The organism is Cohnella massiliensis, from assembly GCF_900169535.1.
Lineage (GTDB): Bacteria > Bacillota > Bacilli > Paenibacillales > Paenibacillaceae > Cohnella > Cohnella algarum.
In genome coordinates this window covers 2,149,308-2,172,196 of sequence record NZ_LT821259.1, presented here as the reverse complement: position 1 = coordinate 2,172,196, position 22,889 = coordinate 2,149,308, and the positions used below count along the sequence as shown (strand labels likewise).

The 22,889-nt window shown below is 54.8% G+C and carries 15 protein-coding genes and 1 pseudogene; 14 read left to right on the top strand and 2 right to left on the bottom strand.

Translation table 11 applies throughout. The features are described from left to right. Positions 1–14 precede the first annotated feature (14 nt). Entirely contained in the window at positions 15–1,100 is a 1,086-nt protein-coding gene (gene xerS, locus B7E11_RS23820; RefSeq protein WP_080839486.1) for a tyrosine recombinase XerS, read from the bottom strand. A gap of 316 nt (positions 1,101–1,416) precedes the next feature. Between xerS and B7E11_RS23815 the strand changes: the two genes are divergently transcribed. The 8 genes from B7E11_RS23815 to B7E11_RS23780 all read left to right on the top strand — a co-directional run bounded on the left by B7E11_RS23815 (position 1,417) and on the right by B7E11_RS23780 (position 13,583). After that, complete coding sequence (locus tag B7E11_RS23815) at positions 1,417–1,734, top strand: MTH1187 family thiamine-binding protein (protein WP_080839484.1); 318 nt, start codon at positions 1,417–1,419, stop codon at positions 1,732–1,734. Positions 1,735–1,901: 167 nt separating this feature from the next. Continuing rightward, positions 1,902–3,470, top strand: a complete 1,569-nt coding sequence (locus B7E11_RS23810; protein ID WP_080839482.1) for a family 10 glycosylhydrolase — start codon at positions 1,902–1,904, stop codon at positions 3,468–3,470. A 72-nt stretch (positions 3,471–3,542) separates the two neighbouring features. Further along, positions 3,543–4,652: a DUF3626 domain-containing protein gene (locus tag B7E11_RS23805; protein WP_139787295.1), complete on the top strand. Its 1,110-nt coding sequence runs from the start codon at positions 3,543–3,545 to the stop codon at positions 4,650–4,652. A gap of 1,144 nt (positions 4,653–5,796) precedes the next feature. Next, complete coding sequence (locus tag B7E11_RS23800) at positions 5,797–7,032, top strand: IS110 family RNA-guided transposase (RefSeq protein WP_080839479.1); 1,236 nt, start codon at positions 5,797–5,799, stop codon at positions 7,030–7,032. A gap of 352 nt (positions 7,033–7,384) precedes the next feature. After that, complete coding sequence (locus tag B7E11_RS29190; RefSeq protein ID WP_139787294.1) at positions 7,385–9,055, top strand: serine-rich family protein; 1,671 nt, start codon at positions 7,385–7,387, stop codon at positions 9,053–9,055. A gap of 14 nt (positions 9,056–9,069) precedes the next feature. Continuing rightward, on the top strand, positions 9,070–9,414 hold the full coding sequence (locus B7E11_RS23790; RefSeq protein WP_006211803.1) for a hypothetical protein: 345 nt from the start codon (positions 9,070–9,072) through the stop codon (positions 9,412–9,414). 267 nt (positions 9,415–9,681) lie between these two features. Further along, positions 9,682–10,599, top strand: coding sequence for a tyrosine-type recombinase/integrase (locus tag B7E11_RS23785; protein WP_006211804.1), 918 nt, complete (start codon positions 9,682–9,684; stop codon positions 10,597–10,599). Between the two features lie 14 nt (positions 10,600–10,613). Beyond that, positions 10,614–13,583 (top strand): Tn3 family transposase, encoded by a 2,970-nt coding sequence (locus B7E11_RS23780; RefSeq protein ID WP_028598545.1) that lies wholly within the window; start codon positions 10,614–10,616, stop codon positions 13,581–13,583. A gap of 194 nt (positions 13,584–13,777) precedes the next feature. Here B7E11_RS23780 and B7E11_RS23775 read toward each other — a convergent pair. Then, a pseudogene (locus B7E11_RS23775) lies at positions 13,778–14,023 on the bottom strand (DUF1801 domain-containing protein); the annotation flags it as partial. Between the two features lie 195 nt (positions 14,024–14,218). Here B7E11_RS23775 and B7E11_RS23770 point away from each other — a divergent pair. The 6 genes from B7E11_RS23770 to B7E11_RS23745 all read left to right on the top strand — a co-directional run bounded on the left by B7E11_RS23770 (position 14,219) and on the right by B7E11_RS23745 (position 22,494). Then, the gene (locus tag B7E11_RS23770; protein ID WP_080839475.1) at positions 14,219–16,603 is read left to right on the top strand and encodes a DUF4350 domain-containing protein; all 2,385 of its coding nucleotides are present in this window, start codon (positions 14,219–14,221) and stop codon (positions 16,601–16,603) included. A 50-nt stretch (positions 16,604–16,653) separates the two neighbouring features. Further along, a complete protein-coding gene (locus B7E11_RS23765) occupies positions 16,654–17,586 on the top strand; it encodes an ABC transporter ATP-binding protein (RefSeq protein ID WP_080840969.1) in 933 nt (310 codons plus the stop codon). Next, positions 17,583–18,497, top strand: coding sequence for an ABC transporter permease (locus tag B7E11_RS23760; protein ID WP_080839474.1), 915 nt, complete (start codon positions 17,583–17,585; stop codon positions 18,495–18,497). Before B7E11_RS23765 ends, B7E11_RS23760 begins: the two co-directional genes overlap by 4 nt. Positions 18,498–18,666: 169 nt before the next feature. Further along, the gene (locus B7E11_RS23755; protein WP_080839472.1) at positions 18,667–20,514 is read left to right on the top strand and encodes a hypothetical protein; all 1,848 of its coding nucleotides are present in this window, start codon (positions 18,667–18,669) and stop codon (positions 20,512–20,514) included. A 37-nt stretch (positions 20,515–20,551) separates the two neighbouring features. Continuing rightward, complete coding sequence (locus tag B7E11_RS23750) at positions 20,552–21,541, top strand: AAA family ATPase (protein ID WP_080839470.1); 990 nt, start codon at positions 20,552–20,554, stop codon at positions 21,539–21,541. Beyond that, a complete protein-coding gene (locus B7E11_RS23745; protein WP_080839468.1) occupies positions 21,538–22,494 on the top strand; it encodes a DUF58 domain-containing protein in 957 nt (318 codons plus the stop codon). The genes B7E11_RS23750 and B7E11_RS23745 overlap by 4 nt, the downstream gene beginning before the upstream one ends. The last annotated feature ends 395 nt before the right edge of the window (positions 22,495–22,889 follow it).

Sequence of the window (22,889 nt, the reverse complement as noted above, 5' to 3'; positions counted from 1 at the left end):
GCCGGCATTCTCCGCTATTCCGCCGAACGCTGCCGGTCGATCGCTTCTTCCATCGTTTTGTCCGTCAGGTGCGCGTAAATTTGCGTCGTTTCGGGCGAAGCGTGGCCGAGCTGCTCCTGGGTTTTGTACAGATCGTTGCGCAAGTAATAATCCGTCGCGAACGAGTGCCGCAGCTTGTGGACGGACAAGTACGGCTTGCCGAACCGTTTGGCGTATTTGATGACCATTTCCTGAATGGCGCGCTTGGTCATGCGCGAGCCTTCTTTTTTGCCGTTCGCCACGGCGAGAAAAAGGGCTTTTTCCCGTTTGGGCGCCTTGTACCGCGTCTCCCGCTGCTGCAAATAGGCTTCCAGGTCGGCCACGGCTTCTTGCCGGAAATAGACCGGCGTTTTGAACGTGTCGTCGTTTTTGCCTTTGCGAAAGACGTGGGTCAGCTTCTTTTTCATATCCAAATCGTCGATATTCAGATTGACGACTTCGGACACCCGCAGCCCCGAATTGAGAATAAGGCTGACGATGCACGCATCTCTCGCGGCGTTCAGCTCATGCGCGTACAGCGCCTGTTTGTTGCCGGCCACGTCGGCCGCATAGTCATGCTTAATATAATGGATAAATTCCGCGATTTCTTCTTCCTGAAGCAGCTTGCCTTCCAGCTTGGCGGCCGTGTCCTTCGGCTTGTGCGCCCGCTTGATCGACACCTTGGCCATCACGTTGCGCTTCAGCAGCGGGTAGAAATTCTCGTCCTCCGCGATCTGGCTCAAATAATGGAACAAGGAGCGCAGCGACGAAAGCTTGCGGGAGATCGTCGTCCGGCTGTTCGCGTGCTCCTTCCGCGCGGCGAGAAACATGCGGTAGTTGTCGATGCTGTCCATATGCAGCTTCTCCAGGTCGAGCAGCGGGATGTCGGACATTTTCCCGGCGCTCGTCAAGCCCTCCGCCATCAGCCACGAAAAAAACGTTTCGTAATCCCGCACATACTCGAGCAGGGAGGAGGGGGACAGGTCGGGCAGCTTGTAGTTGACGAACTTCTCGACGTACCACGGCATCGAAGGAATGCGCCGGTCCAACTCTTCGCGGTCTTTCTTTTTCTGCAGATTCATAGGCTCTCCCATAGCGCTTGCAGCGCAAAATTGATTAGTTTACATAATTATTGTTATGTAGTTTAAAGTGGAGCATCGTGCCGGTTTTTCAGATGACAGTTATCAAGACTAGTATATCATGGGAGAAGCGGATCGGGCCTTAATTTAATGCCTTAAAAAATTAATAGTATAAATGATCTGGAATTCTCAAGAGCTTCCGTTCCTTGACGGAAACGGATGCGGCATCCCCTTCGGGCGGTGTAGGAGGAAGCTGGCGCGTCCCGGCAGAGGCTCCTATAATGAAGGTAACCGAACGGAACGAAAGGAGGGAGCGGGGATGGCCATCGTTCAAGTGACGATCGTTCCTCTCGGCACCGGGAGCACGAGCGTAAGCGAATATGTCGCGGCGGTGCAGCGAGTGCTGGAGGAAGCGGGCAGCCGCGTACGCTACCAGATGACGGCGATGAGCACGATTATCGAGGGGGAGCTCGACGAGCTTCTTTCCGTCGTCCGGCGGATGCACGAGGTGCCGTTCGAGCATGGCGCTTTGCGCGTTTCGACGACGCTGACGATCGACGACCGAAGGGATAAAGCCGGCTCGATCGAACAGAAGATGACGTCGGTCGAGCAAAAGCTGCGGGCGGAACGGAAGTAAGAAGCGCCGGCGGCGGAGCGCGCGCGACGGAGCGGCGCGGCCGCCGGCAAATTAAGTTTTGCTAAATCGAGCCGAATCTCGTAACATTCGCCGCGACGCGACGTCTAATAGTCGAGGCGTCGGAACGATGCTTGATTTTGTTGCCGAAAAATGGAGGATCGGGAGTGATGAACGTTCGCAGGCGGTTTTACAAAGGTTCGGTTTTATTGCTCGTTTTAGGTTTGCTGGGTTCCGGCTTGCTGGCGACCTCGGCCCGGGCGTCGAATTCGATCGCGATTTTCATGAACGGGAAAAAGCTGTCGAGCGACGTCGCGCCGTACATTGTCCCGAAAGAGAACGTGACGCTCGTGCCGCTGCGGGTCGTCAGCGAAGAGCTCGGCGCGGCCGTCGAATGGAACGCGGGAACCCGAACGGTCGCGATCCGGCTTGGACAAACGACGATCGCGATGCAAATGGGACAAAACCACGCGACGGTCAACGGCGGGAAAATCGCGCTGGATACGACCGTTCAGGCGAAACAGGGCCGGACGATGGTGCCGCTGCGTTTCGTCGGAGAACAGCTCGGGCTTACGGTGAACTGGGATTCGGCGACCCGCAGCATTTCGCTGTTTTCGGGCGCGGGAACGGGAGGACCGCCGGAAGGCGTGGTCGGCGCCTGGATTTCGACGGTTTACAATTTGGATTGGCCGTCGGCTTCGTCTTACGGGAACCCGACTCGACAAATGGATGAGTTTACAGCATTGCTCGACTCGCTGCAAGGGATGGGAATCAACACCGTATTCGTTCAGGTGCGGTCGGCGGGGGACGCGATGTATCCTTCGGCGCTCGCGCCCTGGTCCAAATCGCTCACCGGCTTTCAAGGGCTCGATCCGGGCTACGATCCTTTGGCGTATATGGTCGAGCAGACGCATCTTCGCGGCATGAAGTTCGAAGCTTGGTTCAATCCGTTCCGGGCGACGGTTGACGGCAATGCGGCGGCGCTGGCATCGAACCATGTCGTCCTTTCGAATCCGGAGTGGATCGTTCGCGCCGGAGGCAAAGATTATATCAACCCCGGCATTCCCGAAGCGCGGCAGCATATTATCGATGCAATTCTGGAAGTCGTGAACGGCTACGATATCGACGGCGTGCACCTCGACGATTATTTCTATCCGTCGGGGACGGCGTTTGCCGACGACGCGGCGTTCGCCGCCTATAACAGCGGCGGCTTCGCCGACAAAGGCGACTGGCGGCGCGACAATATCAACCGGTTCGTGCGCGATCTGGGCGAAGCGATCGAACAGGCGAAGCCGCAGGTCAAGTTCGGCATCAGCCCGTTCGGCGTTTGGCGCAACAAAAGCGCGGACCCGACCGGTTCCGACACGAGGGCGGGCGTATCCGCCTACGATGACATGTATGCCGACGTAAGAACGTGGATTCGCGAGGAATGGATCGATTACGTCGCTCCGCAAATTTACTGGAGTCTCTCGTTTTCCGCCGCGCGGTACGATATGTTGACCGACTGGTGGGCAAACGAGGTGAAGGGCACCGGCGTCGAGCTGTATATCGGCCACGCACCGTACAAGCTGGGCACGGCGGAGACGGGCTGGCAAACGGCGCAGGAAATCGTGAACCAACTGAAGTACAACGAAAACGTGCCGGAGGTTTCGGGGGATCTTTTCTTCAGCGCCAAGGATTTGATCAAAAATCCCCTTGGCGTGATCGAAGCGCTTCGGAACTATTATCAAACCGGGTAATGAAATCGATGGGCATCGGGGGAGCGGCGGCGCTCCCTTTTCAATCTGATCGCGCAAGTCGGAGGGATGAGCATGTCCGGTCGCAATCCGCTCACGAAGTCGCAATCGTCGGCATTGAAGCATATTGCGGCATGCGCCGAAGCCCGGAAACGGGATGCTTTGCAGACGATCGAGGAAATCCTTTATATGAGCGACATTCCTCGAAGCGCGTACGAAACCGCTCTCGCCAAGCTCCGAAAGCATGCGAGGATCGCGCTGCATTTTCACCCGGACAGGCTGGACAGCAGGATGATGACCGTTGCCGAAAGCCTGCTGGCGGAGGGGAAGTACAAGAGCCAATTCGAGACGAAACTATCGAACGGCAGCCTGACGGCTTTCCCGGGCGGCGAACGGGACCGGTGGGAGAACGACTTGTTCGAAGGCGCCTACCATTCGCAGGAACGGGCGGACGGGGAGCGGCCGAAATACGGGGCGCTCGATTTGACGCTGCGACCGGACGGACCGGCTTCGAGGTTCGGCTCCTGCTATTTTCTGCTGTCTCCGAAAGTTTCGCGGCGTAGCACCTACACTTATCTGGATTCGCACCAGAACCCGAAGGAAAAAGGCACGCTCGAGGAGTTGGACGACGTGATGGCCGCGCTGTTGAAGGACGCTTTTTTCGGGGAGTACGCCATCGGCGAAAAAAACGCGACGCCGCGCAAGCTGATCGAATTATGGTCGGCTCGCCTGGAAGAGCCGTTTCCCGAGCCTTCGATGGGCGCGGCGAATCGCAATCTGAACCATTATATTGAAGCGCAGGTTCACGGGGAAATCTCTTTGCGAGAAGACGCGGTGGCGCTCGTTGCCGATCCTTCGTTCAAAGGCACTCCCGTCGGGGGCACTCTGGAGCGTATCGGCGAGAAGTACGGCATCGATCTCTATTGGCATATGGGGTTCGTTCTGCCGGCAAGCGAGGTGCCGGGAGACTTCCGGGGGCCGGCGATGCCGTCGCTTGCCAGGCGCATTTCCCGCAACGGCCTGATCGACGCGAGCGCGATCGGAGCGGCCGCGGCGGATTTAAAGCGAAATCCGGAAGGGTGGAAGGATCGCGGGACCGAAGCGGAGGCGCTGCAGGAATTAAAACTGCTGTGGCATGTGCTGGTCCGGTACGGGAGACCGTTTCGGGAGTTTCATCGCGGTTGAAGTTTCGAGAGGCAGCGCAAAGCCGCGGAAGCGAATCTCTCCGCGGCTTCTTTTCGCAGTATAAAGGGGTCCATCCAACATTTTGACGAAAATATACTCTAAGGATTTTTCTATATAAAAAAGCCAACGTTTCTTATACTTAAGGAATCACCGACTATTTGAGGTTGATCTTATTTCCGATTCTTTTCTCTTTTATATTCTTGGTAATCCCCCTAGCCCTTGCAAAGTAGGGAGGGTTTGCTTCTTTTGGATGGAATCATTTGGATAGATTGAGGCTAATAAATTTCAAGGTTTCTTAGCGTACGCTTTCCGCGTTTTGTTGGCAATACCCCGGTTGACTGTCCAGGGCAAGGGGAGCGAAAACCCGTCCTCCTGCATATATCAAACATAGGGTAGCTACACCTCCTCGTATAATCAGTTTAGAAGCTCATCTCAAGCGAATTTCCAGTTGATCCGGACAACCGGAAACAGCTTAGATGAATTTCCATATGATGATCATCAACTCAGCGGCGGTGGTGGATGATGTAGCCGAACCCGTACCGCAGCCCGAAGGGCGAGGAACGGAAGTCGGGGAGGCGAAGCCTCTGTCCTCCATCTCTTCGGATCGATCCGGACGATTCGAAGAGCCCGCCGTTTGAGAAGCCCCTGGCTTCCTCATCCGCTAGTTTTTGCTTCACCCGTTTTATCCCCTTCTTTGGATGGGGAAGTCGGGGAAATCTCAAAAAACTGATTCACAATTTGTGCTCTAATCGCAGAATGGATTTGCCATTGCTGTTTCTTTGTCATGCGCTTTTCCACAACTGAATACATGCAGCGTTCGAATGCGAGAGGTCGCATGGCAAGCGAACGCCGCTTTACAACTCGGAACTGTCCGTGGAACAATGGGATCGACAAGCTTGATCTCGGGAGACTTCTTTCCCTCCGTGCAGACCGCAAGGTACTGCTTCAAAAGCCTGCTACCCGGATCCACCGCTCAGATTCTGACCGCTAGTTGCGCCCTCATGCGGGATGGGGGAGTAGCACCCCGCAATTGTCTTCCCCATGGGTGAGTGCTGATGACGAGGCTGCAGCAGGTGGTTTCCACGGGCACCCAGGTCCGAGTCCGGCTTGATTTTGTGTACAAGCACCCGAGGAGGTGAATCCCATGTCCCAAATGCTGATCGGTATAGACGTAAGCTTGCGTTCCCACCATGTACAATTCATGGCGGGGGACGGCCGGAAGCTGGCCTCTTTCTCCGTCACCAACGACCGACACGGGGCCGATACCCTCATTCGTCGGATGCTGGATACGGCGGCGGAAGTGGGGTGCCAAACGCTTCGCATCGGGATGGAGGCGACATCCAATCTTGGATGGCACCTGGCCCACTACTTAAAAGACCAACTCGCTCCTTATGAACCCAACGTTCAGGCTCAGGTTTACGTCTTGAATGCTCGTAAAGTGGCTCGGTTCAAGAAGGGCTATGATACCCTTCCCAAAACCGACCGCATTGATGCCTGGGTGATTGCAGACCATCTGCGTTTCGGACGACTGCCTCACGATATGAATGAAGTAGTCCAATACCAAGCCTTGCAGCGTCTGACTCGCACGCGCTTTCACCTCATCCACAGTATCAAGCGTGAAAAAGCGTATTTCCTGAATCAGGTGTTTCTGAAGTTCAGCGGGATGCGGATCGACAATCCGTTCTCGGACACTTTCGGCGCCACCAGTCTGGCTGTGATCCAAGAGCTGGATCCCGAACGCATCGCGGAGATGCCCATGGAAAAGCTGATTGAATTTCTTCAGGAGAAGGGCAAAAAACGTTTCGCCAATCCGCAAGAAATCGCGGAACTGTTGAAAAAGCTGGCCCGCTCTTCGTATCGGTTGGATAAAGCCATGAGTGATCCGGTCAATATCTCGTTGTCCGTCACCCTCAGCGTCATTAAGAACATGGAGGCTGAGGTCAAGAAACTGGATAGACAGATCGACAAGATCATGAAAGGCTTTCAGCAGACACTGACATCCGTCAAAGGCATCGGAGCCGTGTATGCAGCCGGAATCCTGGCCGAGATCGGTGATATTAGCCGATTTGATGATCACAACGCATTGGCCAAATTCGCCGGTCTGGTCTGGAACAAGTACCAGTCCGGAGATTTTGAAGCTGAAGATACCGAGCGCGTGATGACCGGCAACAAGTATCTGCGCTACTACTTGGTTGAAGCAGCAGATAAAGTTCGCAAATACGATTCGGAATACGAAGCGTTCTACCACAAGAAATTTAACGAAGTTACGAAACACCAGCACAAACGAGCACTCGTCCTTACCGCACGCAAATTGGTACGGTTGGTCTTCATGCTACTGAAGACCAAGAAACTGTACACACCACCGGAGAGGAGGAATTAAACCAGATTCCTGATTTTTTCTCCACTTCCATTAGACCCGCCCAAACAGTCGTCTGAAAATTCCGTCTATTGGCTGGGTCAGGTTTCGTATTGCCTTTTTTAGGCTCAAAACAGATTTTTCCCAAGTTTCCTTCCAATTTTCATTGATCAACCCCTTGACATTCCACCGCTAGGCTTTGTCATGGACCTTACCTTGTCTTGCCGAGAGCGAGACAAGGTCTTTTTTTGCCCATTTTCTGTGTATTTGATAGATGGACAAAAATTTATAGGTAGATTCGCCGTTTCCGAGTTAATAGCAGGCAAATATACTAAAGGGTAGTCAACTACCCCCATCAAAGGAGAGGATAGAAGTAATGACAAAGGAATTTAGAAAAAGAAAAACAACCTGCAAAAAAAAATCTTCCCAGCAAACAGCGTGTAGCTGTCATCGTAAAAAACACAAACACCGCAAGCCGCCTGTCAAAGTGACGATTTCCTTAGCCAAGGCGATCGACAAGGCGATTGCCAAAAGCCTTGCTAAAAACCTTGCTAAAAACCTTGCTAAAAACCAAGCTCATGCCATTAGTAATGCCACAAGCACAAATGATAACGACAGCGGATCCACCATTAACGATCAACTTACAAGCGAAAGTGGCGCTAAAAATCATTCGGAAAGCGACAGCGACTCGAAAATTTTCGAAAAAGTCGATAACCAAAGTACGGCAACGAACGCCACTAATACCGATAGTGACTCTACCATTAACGAAACGGTTAATTCCACCAGTGGTGCAACCAACACCAGTGATAACGATAGTTCGGCTACTGTCAATGACACATTAACAAGCACAAGCGGCTCGAACAATACCTCTAATACCGATAGTGACTCTACCATTAACGAAACGGTTAATTCCACCAGTGGTGCAACCAACACCAGTGATAATGATAGTTCGGCTACTGTCAATGACACATTAACAAGCACAAGCGGCTCGAACAATACCTCTAATACCGATAGTGACTCTACCATTAACGAAACGGTTAATTCCACCAGTGGTGCAACCAACAACAGTGATAATGATAGTTCGGCTACTGTCAATGACACATTAACAAGCACAAGCGGCTCGAACAATACCTCTAATACCGATAGTGACTCTACCATTAACGAAACGGTTAATTCCACCAGTGGTGCAACCAACAACAGTGATAATGATAGTTCGGCTACCGTGACCGATACATTAACCTCAACTAGCGGCTCGAACAACGCATCAGACGCCACCAGCACTTCGTCATCGGGTGATAGTACCTCCACCAATGGAGATAATACCTCCACCACAAGTAGTGGTCCTGCGGCCAACTCATCGGATACGGACGCCACCAGCAGCTCAGGTGATAGCACATCAACGAATGGTGATAATACGTCAACCACAACAAGTGGTCCTGCAACAAACTCATCGGATACAGATGCTACATCGAGTGCAGGTGACAGTTCCTCAACCACTGGCGATAATTCATCCACAACCAGTGCCACTGCCACCACAGGTGATAACACCTCTACGCCTACAGCAACAGCGTCGACAGGCGATAATACTACCACCAATACCTCCAATGCTGACAACTCTTCAACGAACGACAACGCAAGCACCGCCAACAGCACGTTAAACTCCACCAGCTGCGCCACCAACGAATCCACGAATACCAGTGAATCCAACAACACCTTTGACTACAACAGCGCCTTAGTGAGCACGGCAAACGGGTTAGCGAGCTCGGCAAACAACTCGGCAAACACCGTCTCCAATGGCAACAACTTCACCGTTGGCAATCAAATTCAAATTAGCGACAATTCCGTGCTTTTAGCCTTATTGCTTTTGTTTTGCAAATGCCGTACCTGCTGTAACTGTCAGCCTTCTAGCGGATCAACAAGCGGCTGTACCTGCGGCACGTCGGGGACGACGAATTTGGAAGGGATTATTTCCAAACTGCTCGATGATGAAAAAAATAAACAACAGCGCATTTTTGATATGTTAAACCAAAATAATTCAATCGCTTAAGGAGGCGTTTACCCATGCTTGAAAACAGTTCAAAAACCACGTTCACGATGTCTCGCAAAAACGGAGAAACCACACTTTCGGTGGCGATCAACAATGGCAGCGACGAAGAAAAAAATATTAACATGGTCGTCAAAGACAGTGCAAACGGCAATGTATTGCCAAGTGTGATCGATGGCACAGCCATCGACAACGGGGTGACGCTGGAACCTAAAGCAATCAAAAACATGGTGATTGATACCACAAACGCCATCGGGCAAATTCTCGTGGAAATGGCAGGTGCAGGGAGGATGACAATGCGTCAAAAAAGTTCGTCATCCGGTGGCAAAACAAGCAACATCATCGAATTGATATTAAAATAAAAAATATGCTTCGTGAAGTATCGCGCAGAAACGATTCCTATAGCGCGATTCGTTGCCGATTCATTTGCTGCACGAGTGTTTCCTCGGTTGCGCAAATCGTCTCTACGAACCATCATGAAGGAATGATCTCCTAATATTAAATGACCGCTAATTAAGATTAGCGGTCATTTGGTGTTTTCAAAGCATACACTTGATGTCCGCTAATGTTTCGGTTAAAATAAGAATATCATGTCCGCTAATGTAAGACAAGATTTGGAGGCTTTGCTAATGAGAGAAACACCGGGGATTTCGGAACAGGGCGATCAGACGATTCAGGACTTCATTCACGCTCTCACCACCCACGAAGATTTGAATCCCAAAACACTAAAAGAGTATGCAAGCGACCTAAAACATTTCATCGGCTGGTTTGAGACCGCCTACCACCAAGAGGAAGAGATTATATTTCGAATTGAAGATGTGGCTACTCCAACATTAACGCGATATAGGGAAGCAGCACAAAAAATAATGGAATTGAAACCGGCGACCATTAACCGGCGGCTTATTACCCTGAAACGTTTTTTTGAATGGGCCGTGTCAGAATCCAGGATTCGCCGCGACCCTTCGAAGCCGGTTAAATTGGTTCCGGAAGAAAAGGTAAGCCCCAGACAGATGACAGACAAAGAAGAAGCTGCTTTGGTTGCTGCGGCCGAGCATGGCGGTTCTCTTCGGGATCAGACGATTCTAATCGTGATGTTTCACACGGGCTTACGAAGCATGGAAGTGTGTGACTTGGCTCCCGGAGATATTCAAATCGGTAAACGTAGTGGTCAGCTTACGGTCCGATCCGGAAAACGAAATAAACAGAGGGAAGTTCCTTTGAACGCCACGTGTAGAGTTGCTTTAGAAAAATATCTGGCAGAACTCCCTCCGCACAGTCCTTTTCTGTTTCCATCTGAAAAGACCGGCGATCGATTAACCGAACGTGCTTTACGTCATTTAATTCAAAAATATATGAAAGCAGCCCGGCTCGAAGGATTGAGCGCCCACGATCTACGGCACCGGTTCGGCTATGTGATGGCAGAAAACACGCCGTTGCACCGCTTGGCGCAAATTATGGGACACGATAGTCTGGACACAACGATGATTTACGTCAAGGCAACCCGTGCGGATCTGCAAGCGGAAGTCGAAAAAATAGCTTGGCAATAGGGGGATGAAGTACGATGTACGCGAGAGTAAGGGAACTGCTAACTCCGGAGGAACGGCTGCATTATTTGCAGATACCGCCTGATCTTGGCGAATGGGAATTGGGCACTTATTTCACATTTACACAGCATGACCTTGAAATCATACAGCAGCGGCGAAGAGATTATAATCGACTCGGCTTTGCCGTGCAGCTGTGCGTACTTCGTTATCTCGGCTGGACACTTTCTGATACAAAAGAAGTGCCGGTTCAAATTCTTCGTCATATTGCAAAGCAAATCAATGCCGATGTGGAGTCTTTTGCATCTTACGGCGACCGAGAAGCAACGAAGTACGAGCATCTGGATGAGATCCGGAAAGAATATGGCTACCAGACATTCACCTTGAGCGAATATCGTTCTTTGTGCAAGCATCTATTTAGCCATGCAATGGCAAACGGCAATCCCTTACACCTGATTCAACTCGCACTCGAAGATTTACGTAAGCGTAAAATCATTCTCCCTTCAATGGCTACAATTGAAAGAGCCGTTTGGGAAACGCGCAAACGAACAGAAGAAAAAATATTCAAGCTGCTCAGCAGTTCACTGACAGAATTACAAATTGCTAAGCTGGATCGCGTCTTAACCACCATGCCGGAAAGTAGCAAAACCTACTTAGCATGGTTAAGGGAAATTCCAGGTACTAGCTCTCCGGATTCTTTTTTGAAGGTGATTGAAAAACTCGAATACTTACGCGACTTGCAGCTGCAAGTCGATACGAAAGGCATCCATCCGAACCGTCTACGTCAACTTTCTAAAATCGGTTCGCGTTACGAACCTCATTCTTTCAGACGTTTTAATGATCCGAAAAAGTACGCGATTTTAGTAGCGTACCTATTGGAACTAATTCAGGATTTGACAGACCTGGCTTTCGAGATTCATGACCGGCAGATTATGATACTGCTTTCCAAAGGGAGAAAGGCCCAAGAGGAACTTCAAAAGCAAAACGGTAAATCGATCAACGAAAAGGTTGTTCACTTTGCCGATCTTGGAGCCGCTCTTATTAAGGCCCGAAGCGAAGGCATTGATCCGTTTGTTGCTCTTGATGCCGTCATGCCGTGGGATCAGGTCGTCGCATCCGTGGAGGAAGCTAAACGGCTGGCGCGACCAGTTGATTACGACTACTTGGACTTGTTAGAAAAGAAATTCTATGCGCTCCGAAAATACACGCCAACGCTGCTAAAATCGTTGGAATTTCGGTCAACTAAGTCCGCAGAGCCGCTAATGAAGGCGGTCGATATCATCCGGGATATGAATGAAACCGGGAAGCGGAAGGTTCCGGAAGGCGCGCCGCTGAACTTCGTTTCGAACCGCTGGCAAAAGCACGTTTACGACGATGACGGAACGATCAACCGGCATTACTACGAAATGGCTGTCCTGACAGAGTTGCGGAATTACGTTCGTTCCGGGGACGTGTCCATAGTCGGAAGCCGTCAGCATAAGGATTTCGAGGAATACCTTGTTCCGAAAGCCGATTGGAATGGCATTGATCCTAACGCTACAAAGCTTGCCGTCAGTTTGTCCGCAAAGGAATATCTTGAAGAACGGATTGAAGCACTTCTTCAAAGATTAAATTGGGTTTCGGATCACATCGATGAGCTGGACGGAGTAAATTTGGAGAACGGGAAATTGCACATTGAGCGATTGGAGAAAGATGTTCCCGATGAATCCCGAAATTTCAGTCTTTCCCTCTATGAGCTGCTACCACGAATTAAGCTTACGGATCTGCTCATGGAAGTAGCCAACTGGACGAATTTTCATGAGCAGTTTATTCACGCTTCCAGTAACCGCGCTCCGAACGAGGAAGAAACAACAATCCTTATGGCTACCCTTATGGCAATGGGAACGAACATCGGGCTTACGAAGATGGCTGAAGCCACGCCGAGCATTTCATATCGGCAAATGGCCAATACAGCTCAATGGCGGCTGTACGAAGACGCGATGAATAAAGCGCAAGCTGTTCTTGTCAATTTTCATCATAAGCTGGCGCTGCCTTCATATTGGGGGAATGGCACTACCTCCTCATCTGATGGAATGCGCGTCCAGATCGGTGTATCGTCTCTTCACGCAGATGCGAATCCTCACTACGGGACCGGAAAAGGAGCAACGATATATCGCTTCGTGAGCGACCAGTTTTCCACGTTCTATACGAAAGTCATCAATACGAACGCTCGGGATGCCGTACACGTCATCGACGGTTTGCTCCACCACGAAACGGACTTGTCCATTGAGGAGCATTATACGGATACGGCCGGTTACACCGATCAAGTCTTTGGTTTAACGCATTTGCTTGGATTTCGCTTTGCGCCGCGCTTACGCGACTTGGCTGATTCCAAGCTCTACGCTATCGGAAAACCGTCCATTTTCCCTAAATTGGAGAAGCTGCTTCGCGGACAGATTAATACAAAGATCATTCAAGAGAACTACGACGATGTACTCCGGCTGGCTCACTCCATCCGGGAAGGAACCGTTTCAGCATCACTCATTATGGGGAAAATCGGTTCCTATGCAAGACAAAACAGCTTGGCTACCGCGCTGAGAGAAATGGGGCGTATCGAGAAAACGATCTTCATTCTGGATTACCTTTCGAGCGAGGCGCTGCGGAGAAAAATCCATCGGGGGTTGAACAAAGGAGAAGCCATGAACGCATTGGCCAGAGCGATCTTCTTCGGCAAACATGGCGAACTGCGGGAACGTGCGCTACAAGATCAGCTCCAACGGGCAAGTGCGTTGAACATTATCATCAATGCAATTAGCGTTTGGAATACCGTCTATCTCCAGCAGGCAACTGAACACCGCAAAAAGCAAGGTAAGCTTCAGGAAGAACTGCTAAATCACATTTCCCCCCTTGGATGGGAGCACATCAATTTTCTAGGTGAATACAAATTCAACTTCAAGCAGAATACGTCTCTCAACTCATTACGACCGCTGAAACAACAGGAAGGTGAGTGATCGGTAGTCCGGGCGGTGTAGCCCGGACTATTGGGCTTAGAGTAAGAAAAAACGCTAAGCCAGGTACATCCGAAGGCTTAGCGTATATTATCGTTAAAATGTTGGCGGTACCCCTATAAAGGTTATGGTTGACTGGACAGGCAATCGGCAAGCTGCTCGAACGTTCCCTCGAACCCTCTTCCGCCGAATCGCCGTTAAAGCGTGCCGGAAGCTTGCTTCAAAAGCCCGGACAGCGTGGCGAGGTCGGGGGAGTCGCCTTCCCGCAATTTGATCCACTTCCGTTCGGCTGGCCCATCGAATCCTTTCGGAAAGTCAATCCCGATTGCGTTCATGATCATGAACGCAATCGCGTCTTTGGAAGGAGAAATGATGGCTGCATAATGTCCGTTTTTCAGAAAGTGCGGCTTCTTGTACTGAATGCGTTCTTCGGCTTCCGGAATGGGAGGTTTTCAGGACCGGGGAGGTTCGGCTCCAGTTTGTCTTTCCGGACGCCAAAATGTTTACATAATATAAGTTATGAAAACTATTATTCGAACTCTTAAGTTATACTTAAGAAACTTTCGAATCTATCGCTTCGTCAATTCTACTTGTAGTATGATTTAGGGAATGGATGGAAACGAGAGGGGCGTCAAAAAGTGACAGTTGGCGGGAAAAGAAGGGCCGCAAGGCTCATTTGGTTCGGTCTGGCGCTCGCGTTGGCCGCGGCTGCGATCGCGGGGTTGCGTCCGGCGGCGGCGGCAGCGGCCGGGGAAGGCATTGAGATTACCGCGGAGGTCGGACTGGGCGGGATCGTGAAGGAAGGGAAGTGGACACGCCTGTCGATCACGGCCGTCAATGAAACGGATCGGGCTTTAAAAGGGGAGCTCGTTTTCTCGGTCGTTCAGCCGAACGGAGGCTACAATCAGAGCTTTTCCGTGCCGGCGGAGCTGCCGCAAGGAAGTCCGGTCGTACTGGAGCTGACCGTGCCGGGCACGAGCTACAACGAAAACAACAACAAGCTGGCGTTTCGGGAAGAGCGCTCGGGCGACGAAATCCCGCTGACGGGAAAATCCTTTCTGGTCGGATCCTCAACGGCCAACACCGTCGTCGGCGTCGTATCCCGGGATCCGGATACGCTCAATTTTTTGCCGATTCTCAATCAACGGGGCTACAGCCTGCAAGTCGTTCCGATCGAGGATCAAAAATTGGCGAATAACGCGATGCAGCTCGGCTCGTTCGATTTTCTCGTTTTGAACGATACGGCGACGGGCGGCTGGAGCGAAGACCGAATCGCGGCGGTTCGCACCTGGGTTCAAATGGGGGGCACGCTCGTCGTTTCGGGCGGCGCGGGCTACGCGAAAACGGCTGAAGCGTTCAAGGATATCGTTCCCGTCGCCGCGGATGGCACGGCGGCGCTTTCCTCCGCCGATTCGATCGTCCAGGGCGGAGACGGCAAGGCGCTGGATCTGGCGGGGCCCGTCACGGTTTCGACGGGTACGCTGCAAGCGGGCGCTACTTCGCTGTTGAATGAAGGCGAGATCATTGTCGCGGCGGAGAGAAAGTACGGAAAAGGGCGCATCGTCTACGCGGCGTTCGACCCTTCGCTTGAGCCGTTTGCTTCCTGGAGCGGAAATTCCGCGCTTTGGGCGCGGATGTTGAGCGGCTCGCTCACCTCGTATTTGCATCAAAACGTCAACGGTTTCGGCTATAGCAACGGTTATTGGGAAGTGGACAACGCGCTGAACGCGTTCCCTTCGCTGCGATCGCCGCAGTTCAACTTGCTGCTCGTCTTTTTTCTTATTTATATCGTGATCGTCGCCCCGGGCGTATTCCTGACGCTTAAGGCGGCGGACAGGCGGGAATGGGCCTGGTGGATCATTCCGGCGTTGTCGGTCGTTTCGAGTCTCGTCATTTATTCGATCGGGTCGGCCGACAAAAACCAGACGATGACGCACAGCTTGCGGACGATGGAGCTCGCGGGCGACGGCCGCGCCTTGCGCTCGGCCGACGTGGCGGTGTTCGCTCCCCGCGGAGGCACGGTGGAGGCCGGGTTCGAAGCCGATGTTACCGTTTTGCCGAATAGCGATGAAAGCGGCACCGGCAACATTTCGACCAATCGGATGAACCAGACCGCGCGAACCGAGCCGGACCGGGTAACGGCGGTTTGGAACCGCGTCGAGTATTCTTCCGTCCGGAAGGCGCGGCTGGAATACAACGAGGAATCGTCCGGCCACGGCCAATTCGACATCGCGGCGGAAGAGCTCGGGGCGAACCGGAAAATACGCGTGACGAACAATACGGAAGCCGATCTCAAGAAGGCGGCTTTGCTGGCGAACGGCAGAGTCTATTCCCTGGGGGATCTTGCGAAAGGAGAAGCCGCAGAGGCAACGGTGCCGACGTACTTACCTTCTTACGGCGTCTTTTACGATTACGGCTATCAAATGTTCCCTTTTACGGGAGGACGGGACGAGTATTCGCGGCATCGCGGCATGCTGAACGCCTACTTGCAGGAACAGGGCTCTTTCCGGCCGGTCATCGTCGGCTTCAGCGAGGATAGCGAGAGCTGGTTCGAGGTCAACGGAAAAGAAGTCAAGTCGGACAACCTGACGCTTTGGGTGCAGCCGTTCGAGCCGGATATCCCGGGAACGGGGGCGGCGACGATTCCTCCCGGCTCGATTTTGCCGGTGATGACAAGCCAATCGCTAGGCGAGTTTTCCTACGGTTCGGACGGCATGGTCGGATTGACGGACGGAAGCATCGAATTCGAATATCTCGTGCCCGGCGCGGCCGAAACCGAGTTCGAGGAGCTGACCGTGCATTTTTCGGACATGGGACAGGGCGGACAAATGGTTCTTTCGGTATGGAACGACGTAACGCAGCAATGGGATGAGATCGATCGAACGAGCAACTTGGTCCGGCTGCCGGAATCCGCGGATACGTATATGACGGCCGCGAACGCGGTCCGGATGAAGCTCGAGGTGACCGGTTCCGTTCATATCGCGCTGCCGGAGATCGGATTGAAAGGGAAGGTGAACTCGTAATGGAAACGTCTCTTGCGCAGAAGCCGTCCGCGGAAACGAAAGAGGTGCCGATGATCGAGACGCGGTCGTTGTCCAAGCAGTTCGGCAGCTTCCAGGCGCTGAAATCGCTCGATTTGACGATAGACAAGGGCACCGTATTTGGCTTCGTCGGTCCGAACGGAGCAGGCAAGTCGACGACGATGTCGATTTTGGCGACGCTGCTCGCGCCGACGTCGGGCACGGCCATGGTGGACGGGATCGACGTGACGGAGCACCCGAAGGAGGTCCGCAAAAAAATCGGCTACATGCCGGACTTTTTCGGCGTTTACGACAGCTTCAAGGCGACGGAGTATTTGCATTTTTACGGGGCCAGCTACGGCATCGGCAAGGCGGAGCGCAACAAGCTGATTCCGCAGCTGCTCGAACTGGTGAATCTCTCCGACAAAAAGGACGCTTACGTCGACACGCTTTCGCGGGGGATGAAGCAGCGCCTGTGCCTCGCCCGCTGCCTCGTGCACGACCCCGACCTGCTCATTCTCGACGAGCCCGCTTCGGGGCTCGATCCGCGGGCCCGGATCGAAATGCGCGAAATTTTGAAGGAACTGAAGGATATGGGGAAGACGATTATCATTTCCTCGCACATTTTGCCGGAACTCGCGGAAATGGTGGACGAGATCGGCGTCATCGAGCACGGGCAGCTGGTCGCGCACGGCAACGTTCAGGATATTCAAAGCCGGCTGCGGGTAAAACGGATTCTGACGATCCGCAGCGCGGGGCAGGACGAAGAGCTGGAAGCGGCGCTCAGGGACCGGCCGTTCGTGAATCGGATTTTCCGCGACGAAAAGGGCGTGCAGGTGCATTTCGGCGGCCAGGACGAGGAGCAGGCCGAGCTGCTGGCCGAGCTGATCGGCCGCGGCTTCCGCCTGATCGCCTTCAGCGAAGCGCAAACGAATCTCGAGGACGTCTTTCTGGAAATTACGAAGGGGAACGGGGGAGAAGCATGAGCGGCAAGCAAGCGGAGGCCAAAGCAGGGCGGAACCTGCGATCGCTGTTCGTCAACCCGGTGCTGAACAAGGAAATCATGCTGCGAATGCGTTCGCTGCGTTCGATGTGGGCGTTGTTTTTCTATTTGCTGGCGATCGGGATCGGCGCGCTCGGGTTCATCTATATCAACGAGATGGACGGAGGCGGCGGCTTCAATCCGAATACGAGCCGGACGATGTTCATGTTCATCAGCATCGCCCAGCTCGGGCTGATCGCCTTCATGGCGCCGGGACTTACGGCCGGCATCGTCAGCGGGGAGCGCGAGCGGCAAACGCTGAATTTGCTGCTGACGACGCAGCAGTCGTCGACGAACATTATCGTGAGCAAACTGGTCGCTTCGCTCGCTTTTATGGTGCTTATCGTGCTGGCGACGATGCCGGTGTACAGCATCGTGTTTCTGTACGGAGGCATCTCGCCGTCGCAGCTGCTGCTCGTGTTTCTCTTTTACTTGTTCACGATGGTCGTTCTCGGCTCGCTCGGCATCCTGTTTTCGACCTTGTTCAAACGAACGATGATTTCCGTCATCGTCTCCTACGGCGTCACGTTGTTCATTTTCGGAGGGACGGCGTTTCTGTATTTGATTGTGTTATCCATCATGCAAAACACGTACGGGAACGGGCAGACGGACTACGGCTGGATCGGGTACATCATGGGCTTAAATCCGGTGGCCGCCCTGTACAGCATTTTCGATTCGGAAATTTCGCGGTCGGTATTCATGGTTTATCGCTCCGGCGGCTTGAGCGGACAGGATGCCCCGATCCAGTTGTGGCAGCAATTCCTGATCGTGTATTCGATCGTTTCCATCGGGGCGGTGCTGCTTAGCATCCGGTATATCCGACCGATTTTAAAAAAGAAGCGCGCAGGCAGGTAATGTGTTGGAAGATTGGCAGGCTGTTAATGCGGTTAAATACATTCGATTAACCTCATTAATTATGTTGCGAGAAAAAAGCGAAAGCCTGCCGGGCAAGGAACGTTTTGGGAAAGTCTCAATTATGATTAATGTCATTAATTAAAGAAGCAAAGCGCGGGGAGGTGAAGAAATGGGCGAAGGCCGCAAGCTTTCGGAGCTGTTGAAGCGGGTTCGCTGGCGAATGTTGCGACTTCGCGCCGCTGCGGGCGGGGCGATCGGCTTGCTTGCGGGCAGCGGCGCAGGGGTCGTTCTCCTGCTCGCGGCACGGTTGGTGCCGATTCCGCATGCCGAGTGGATCGCCGCGGCGCTTATCGCCGCCGGCGCAATGACCGGCGCGGCCGTCCGCTTGGCGGGCGGCGTATCCGACCGCGAAGCGGCGCTTATGATGGATCGCGGACCGACGTCCGATGCCGTCGGAACGGCACTCGCGAATTTGCATAGCGAGCTTCCGATTGCCCGGCTGCAGCGCGAGGAAGCGGTGCGGCTCGCCGGCGAATACGTCGCGGGCTTGAAGACGAATTTGCCGGGACCGGGAAGACGCGGGGGCGCAAGGTTCGCCGCGCTGACGGGCGCATCCTGGCTTGTTCTGGCCGGTCTCCTCGCGATCCCGAATCCGATGGACGAGCGGATCGAAGCACGTTCGGCGGTAAATGAGGAGCTGGCTCGGCTGGATGAACAAGCGGATGAACTGGAGCAGCGGCTCGAGCAGCTGCCCGCATTGGAACCTGCCGCGAAGGACGGGCTGCTAAAGCCGCTGTCCGAGCTGCGCGAACAGTTGGGAAGGCTGGAAAGCCCGGCGGAAGCGCAACGCGAGCTGGAAGAGGCGAAGCGGGAGCTTGAACGGCTGGCGGCGGAGCTGAAGCTGCGGGAGACGCGGCTGAGCGAAATGGCCTCGCGAATGCAGGCGTCGCCGCAGCTCCGCGAGCTTGGGCAGGCGCTGGAGCGCCGCGACGCCGAAGCGGCTTCGGAGGCGATCGACGGGCTGCGCGGCGAACTGCGGCGGCTTAGCGAGCAGCAGAAGGCGGAGCTCGCCGAGCTTTTGCGCGAGCTGGCCGACGCGCTGCCCGAGGGAACGGAAGCCGATTCGGACGCAGCGTTGAAGGAAGCGCTGAACAAGGCGGCGGAGCAAGCCGCGAGCGGGGAGCCGGAGGGCACGGGAGCGGAAGACGCGCTTGCCGGGCTGGGCGAGGCGCTCGCTCGCGAGCTGACGGCGGAAGAGCTGGCGGCCCTCGCCCGGCAAATGGCCGGCGGACTTGGCGCAAGCTCCGCCGTGTTGGCCGATCAAGCAGGCGGCGCAGCGGCGGGAACCGGTTCCGCTTGGGCCGGGGCTTCGGGCACCGGCGACGCTTCGGGCGGCGCAAGCTCAACAGGCGCCGCGGGAAATCCGGGAGCCGGCGGCGAATCCGGCGGCGGGAGCGGCGAAGGAGAGGGAGCCGGCGCGAGCCCGGGCGCGGGAGGCAACTCCGGCGGCGGTTCGGAAGGCGAATCAGGTTCGGGTACGGGGGCTGGCTCGGGTTCCGGGGTCGGAAACGGCGCAGGGACAGGATCCGGAACAGGCTCGGGTTCAGGCTCCGGCAGCGGTGCAGGGACGGGATCCGGCTCGGGTTCAGGCTCCGGCAGCGGTACGGGGTCTGGCTCGGGTGCCGGCAGCGGGGCAGGAGCTGGAGGCGGTACGGGCGCGGGCTCCGGTTCGGGCGGACTTCAAGGCGGAACGGGAAGCGGCGGCCGTTCGCTCGTCACGACGCCCCGAGCGATGGAAGGGTCCGGCAACGCCGCGACGGACGGCGGTCCGTCCTCGGGCGGCCGGGTCACGGAGGGCGATACGTCGCCGATGCTGGATGGCGGAGCCCAAAGCTATGAGGAGGTCTACTCCAGCTACGCGACGGACGCCCGCAGGGCGCTGAACCGTTCGCAGCTGCCGGAATCGATGCAGCAGCGGGTGCGCGATTATTTTGAAGAAATTCAGCCGAATCGATAGATTTTAACTACATTAAATAAATGGCGGAGGGGTACGGATGATTCAATCCAAAGCGCAGGTGGAAGCGGCCGTCGAACGTTTCGAAACGCTCAGGCGGGAAGTGGGGCGGGTCATCGTCGGCCAGCAGGATGTCGTCGAGCAGCTGCTGTGGTGCGTCGTGGCCGGCGGACACGCCCTGCTGGAAGGAATTCCGGGCCTCGGCAAAACGATGCTTGTGCGTACGCTTGCCGATGCGCTCGAGCTGTCGTTTTCCCGCATCCAGTTTACGCCCGATCTGATGCCGACCGATATTACCGGCACCCAGCTCGTCGAATTCGGTCCGCAGGGCAGCGCTTCGTACCGGTTTCAACCGGGACCGATATTCGGCCACCTGGTGTTGGCGGACGAGATTAACCGGGCGACGCCGAAAACGCAGAGCGCCCTGCTCGAAGCGATGCAGGAGCGAACGGTGACGGCGGGCGGCGAGACGCGAAAGCTCCCGTCTCCTTTTTTTGTGCTGGCTACGCAAAATCCGGTCGAACAGGAAGGAACCTATCCGCTGCCGGAAGCGCAGTTGGACCGCTTTTTGCTGAAAATTCATGTCACCTACCCGACCCGGGAGGAGCTGAAGGAAATCGTCAGGCGCACGACTTCTTCCGAAAGCTACCGCGCCGACAAGGTTGTCGATTCCGCAACGATCGCCGAATTGCACGCTTTCTCCAAAGAGGTGCTCGTCTCCGACGAGGTGCTGGATTCGGCCATTCGCGCGATCATGTTCACGCATCCGACGGAGCCGGAAGCGCCGGAGCTCGTCCGCAGGTATGTCCGGTACGGTTCGGGACCGCGCGGCATCCAGGCGCTCATCTCCGTCGCCAAGGTGAGGGCTCTTGTAGAAGGGAGGCTTCACGTTTCCTGGCCGGATATTCGGGCGGTCGCGGTTCCGGCTTTGCGTCACCGGCTCGTACTCGGCTATGAGGGAGAGGCGGCGGGAATCGCCGCCGACGAAATCGTCGACGCCGTGCTGCAAGCGGCGGAGGCGCGGCGATGACGGGAGCGGAGCGGGGGGCTGGTGGATCGTTTTGGCTCGACCCGATGCTGCTTCGCAAGCTGGAGCAAATTTCCGTCGCATCGAAGGGCCGGACGCGCGGCACGATGCAAGGGAAACGGCGGTCTCGCGCGCTTGGAGGCTCCCAGGAGTTCGCGGACTACAGGCCGTACGCTCCCGGCGACGACATCCGGCGGCTGGATTGGAACGTGTACGGAAGAACCGGAAAGGCGTACATCCGCCAGTATTGGGACGAACAAGAAATGGCGGTTCGCCTGTATGTGGATGCGTCCGAATCGATGCGGTTCCGCTCGATCGGCGCGGCGGAAGGGGACTTGCCGTCGTCCGGGACGAAATGGGCGTACGCGCTTCGGCTCGCGGCATGCGTCGGGTACGCGGCGCTGGCCGGGGAGGATCGCGTGTCCGTCGCCCGTTTTACGGATTCGGTGGAATCGAGCCTGCCGCCGCTGCGGGGGAAGGGCTCCGCAAGCCGGCTTTTTGCGTATCTCGAAGGCGAGATGAGCGCGAAGCCGGCAGCGGCGGGCAGCGACGATTTGAGCGCAGCTTTTTTGGCGCCGGGCGTTTTGCCGCGGACTCCCGGACAAGTCTGGCTGCTAACGGACGGGATGTACGAGTTCGGAATCGATCGGACGCTGGACGCTTTCGCCGCGGCGGGACAGGAGGTTGCCTTCATCCAGGTGCTCGGCAAGGAGGAGCTGTCCCCGGCGTTGTCGGGCGAGCTGACGCTGATCGACGCCGAATCGGGGATCGCCAAGGAAGTCGCGATCGGCCCAAGCGTATTGAGGACTTACGAGGCCGCGCTCCGCGAACATAATGAATCGATTCGCCGGATGTGCGCCGAACGCGGTTTTGCCTATGTTCTCGTCGATACGTCCGTGCCGCTGGAACATACGGTCGCTTATGTGCTGCTGGCGCAAGGGTTGTTAAAAAGATAACCGCTTCGGCCGGTAATGGCTGATCCGTGTGCGCTTATTCAAGCGATGACTGTCTGAGCTGGAACCGGTAGACGCACGAGTTTTCGAGCGGTGATGGCCTTGCCGAACACTTAGCCCTGTGAGCTGTATAAGTGTTGACAGCTTGCACGAGAAGTGACTTTCGCAAGAGTTGTTTGAGCGATGATTGTGTTCGGGAGAACGGGTGATGACGTGGATATTGGGGATTGCGATGACAGGGGGCAGATTGTCGAGTTGGTTTGGCTGCCTGATTCCCCCTGGGGCGTCATTTAATTTATGGCGTTAATTGAATTTGCCGATAGTGCTATTGTTTTGTTTTTAAAGTCTCTTGTCGGTATCCCCTCTCCTCAGAAACGGTATTTTCCGGGATAGGGTGC

Bases quoted from the DNA above. Each gene is read 5' to 3' on its own strand.
- B7E11_RS23745 (WP_080839468.1), top strand. From the start codon at position 21,538: ATGACGGGAGCGGAGCGGGGGGCTGGTGGATCGTTTTGGCTCGACCCG.
- B7E11_RS23750 (WP_080839470.1), top strand. From the start codon at position 20,552: ATGATTCAATCCAAAGCGCAGGTGGAAGCGGCCGTCGAACGTTTCGAA.
- B7E11_RS23780 (WP_028598545.1), top strand. From the start codon at position 10,614: ATGTACGCGAGAGTAAGGGAACTGCTAACTCCGGAGGAACGGCTGCAT.
- B7E11_RS23815 (WP_080839484.1), top strand. From the start codon at position 1,417: ATGGCCATCGTTCAAGTGACGATCGTTCCTCTCGGCACCGGGAGCACG.
- B7E11_RS23810 (WP_080839482.1), top strand. From the start codon at position 1,902: ATGAACGTTCGCAGGCGGTTTTACAAAGGTTCGGTTTTATTGCTCGTT.
- xerS (WP_080839486.1), bottom strand. From the start codon at position 1,100: ATGAATCTGCAGAAAAAGAAAGACCGCGAAGAGTTGGACCGGCGCATT.
- B7E11_RS23755 (WP_080839472.1), top strand. From the start codon at position 18,667: ATGGGCGAAGGCCGCAAGCTTTCGGAGCTGTTGAAGCGGGTTCGCTGG.
- B7E11_RS23790 (WP_006211803.1), top strand. From the start codon at position 9,070: ATGCTTGAAAACAGTTCAAAAACCACGTTCACGATGTCTCGCAAAAAC.
- B7E11_RS23760 (WP_080839474.1), top strand. From the start codon at position 17,583: ATGAGCGGCAAGCAAGCGGAGGCCAAAGCAGGGCGGAACCTGCGATCG.
- B7E11_RS23805 (WP_139787295.1), top strand. From the start codon at position 3,543: ATGTCCGGTCGCAATCCGCTCACGAAGTCGCAATCGTCGGCATTGAAG.
- B7E11_RS23765 (WP_080840969.1), top strand. From the start codon at position 16,654: ATGATCGAGACGCGGTCGTTGTCCAAGCAGTTCGGCAGCTTCCAGGCG.
- B7E11_RS29190 (WP_139787294.1), top strand. From the start codon at position 7,385: ATGACAAAGGAATTTAGAAAAAGAAAAACAACCTGCAAAAAAAAATCT.
- B7E11_RS23785 (WP_006211804.1), top strand. From the start codon at position 9,682: ATGAGAGAAACACCGGGGATTTCGGAACAGGGCGATCAGACGATTCAG.
- B7E11_RS23800 (WP_080839479.1), top strand. From the start codon at position 5,797: ATGTCCCAAATGCTGATCGGTATAGACGTAAGCTTGCGTTCCCACCAT.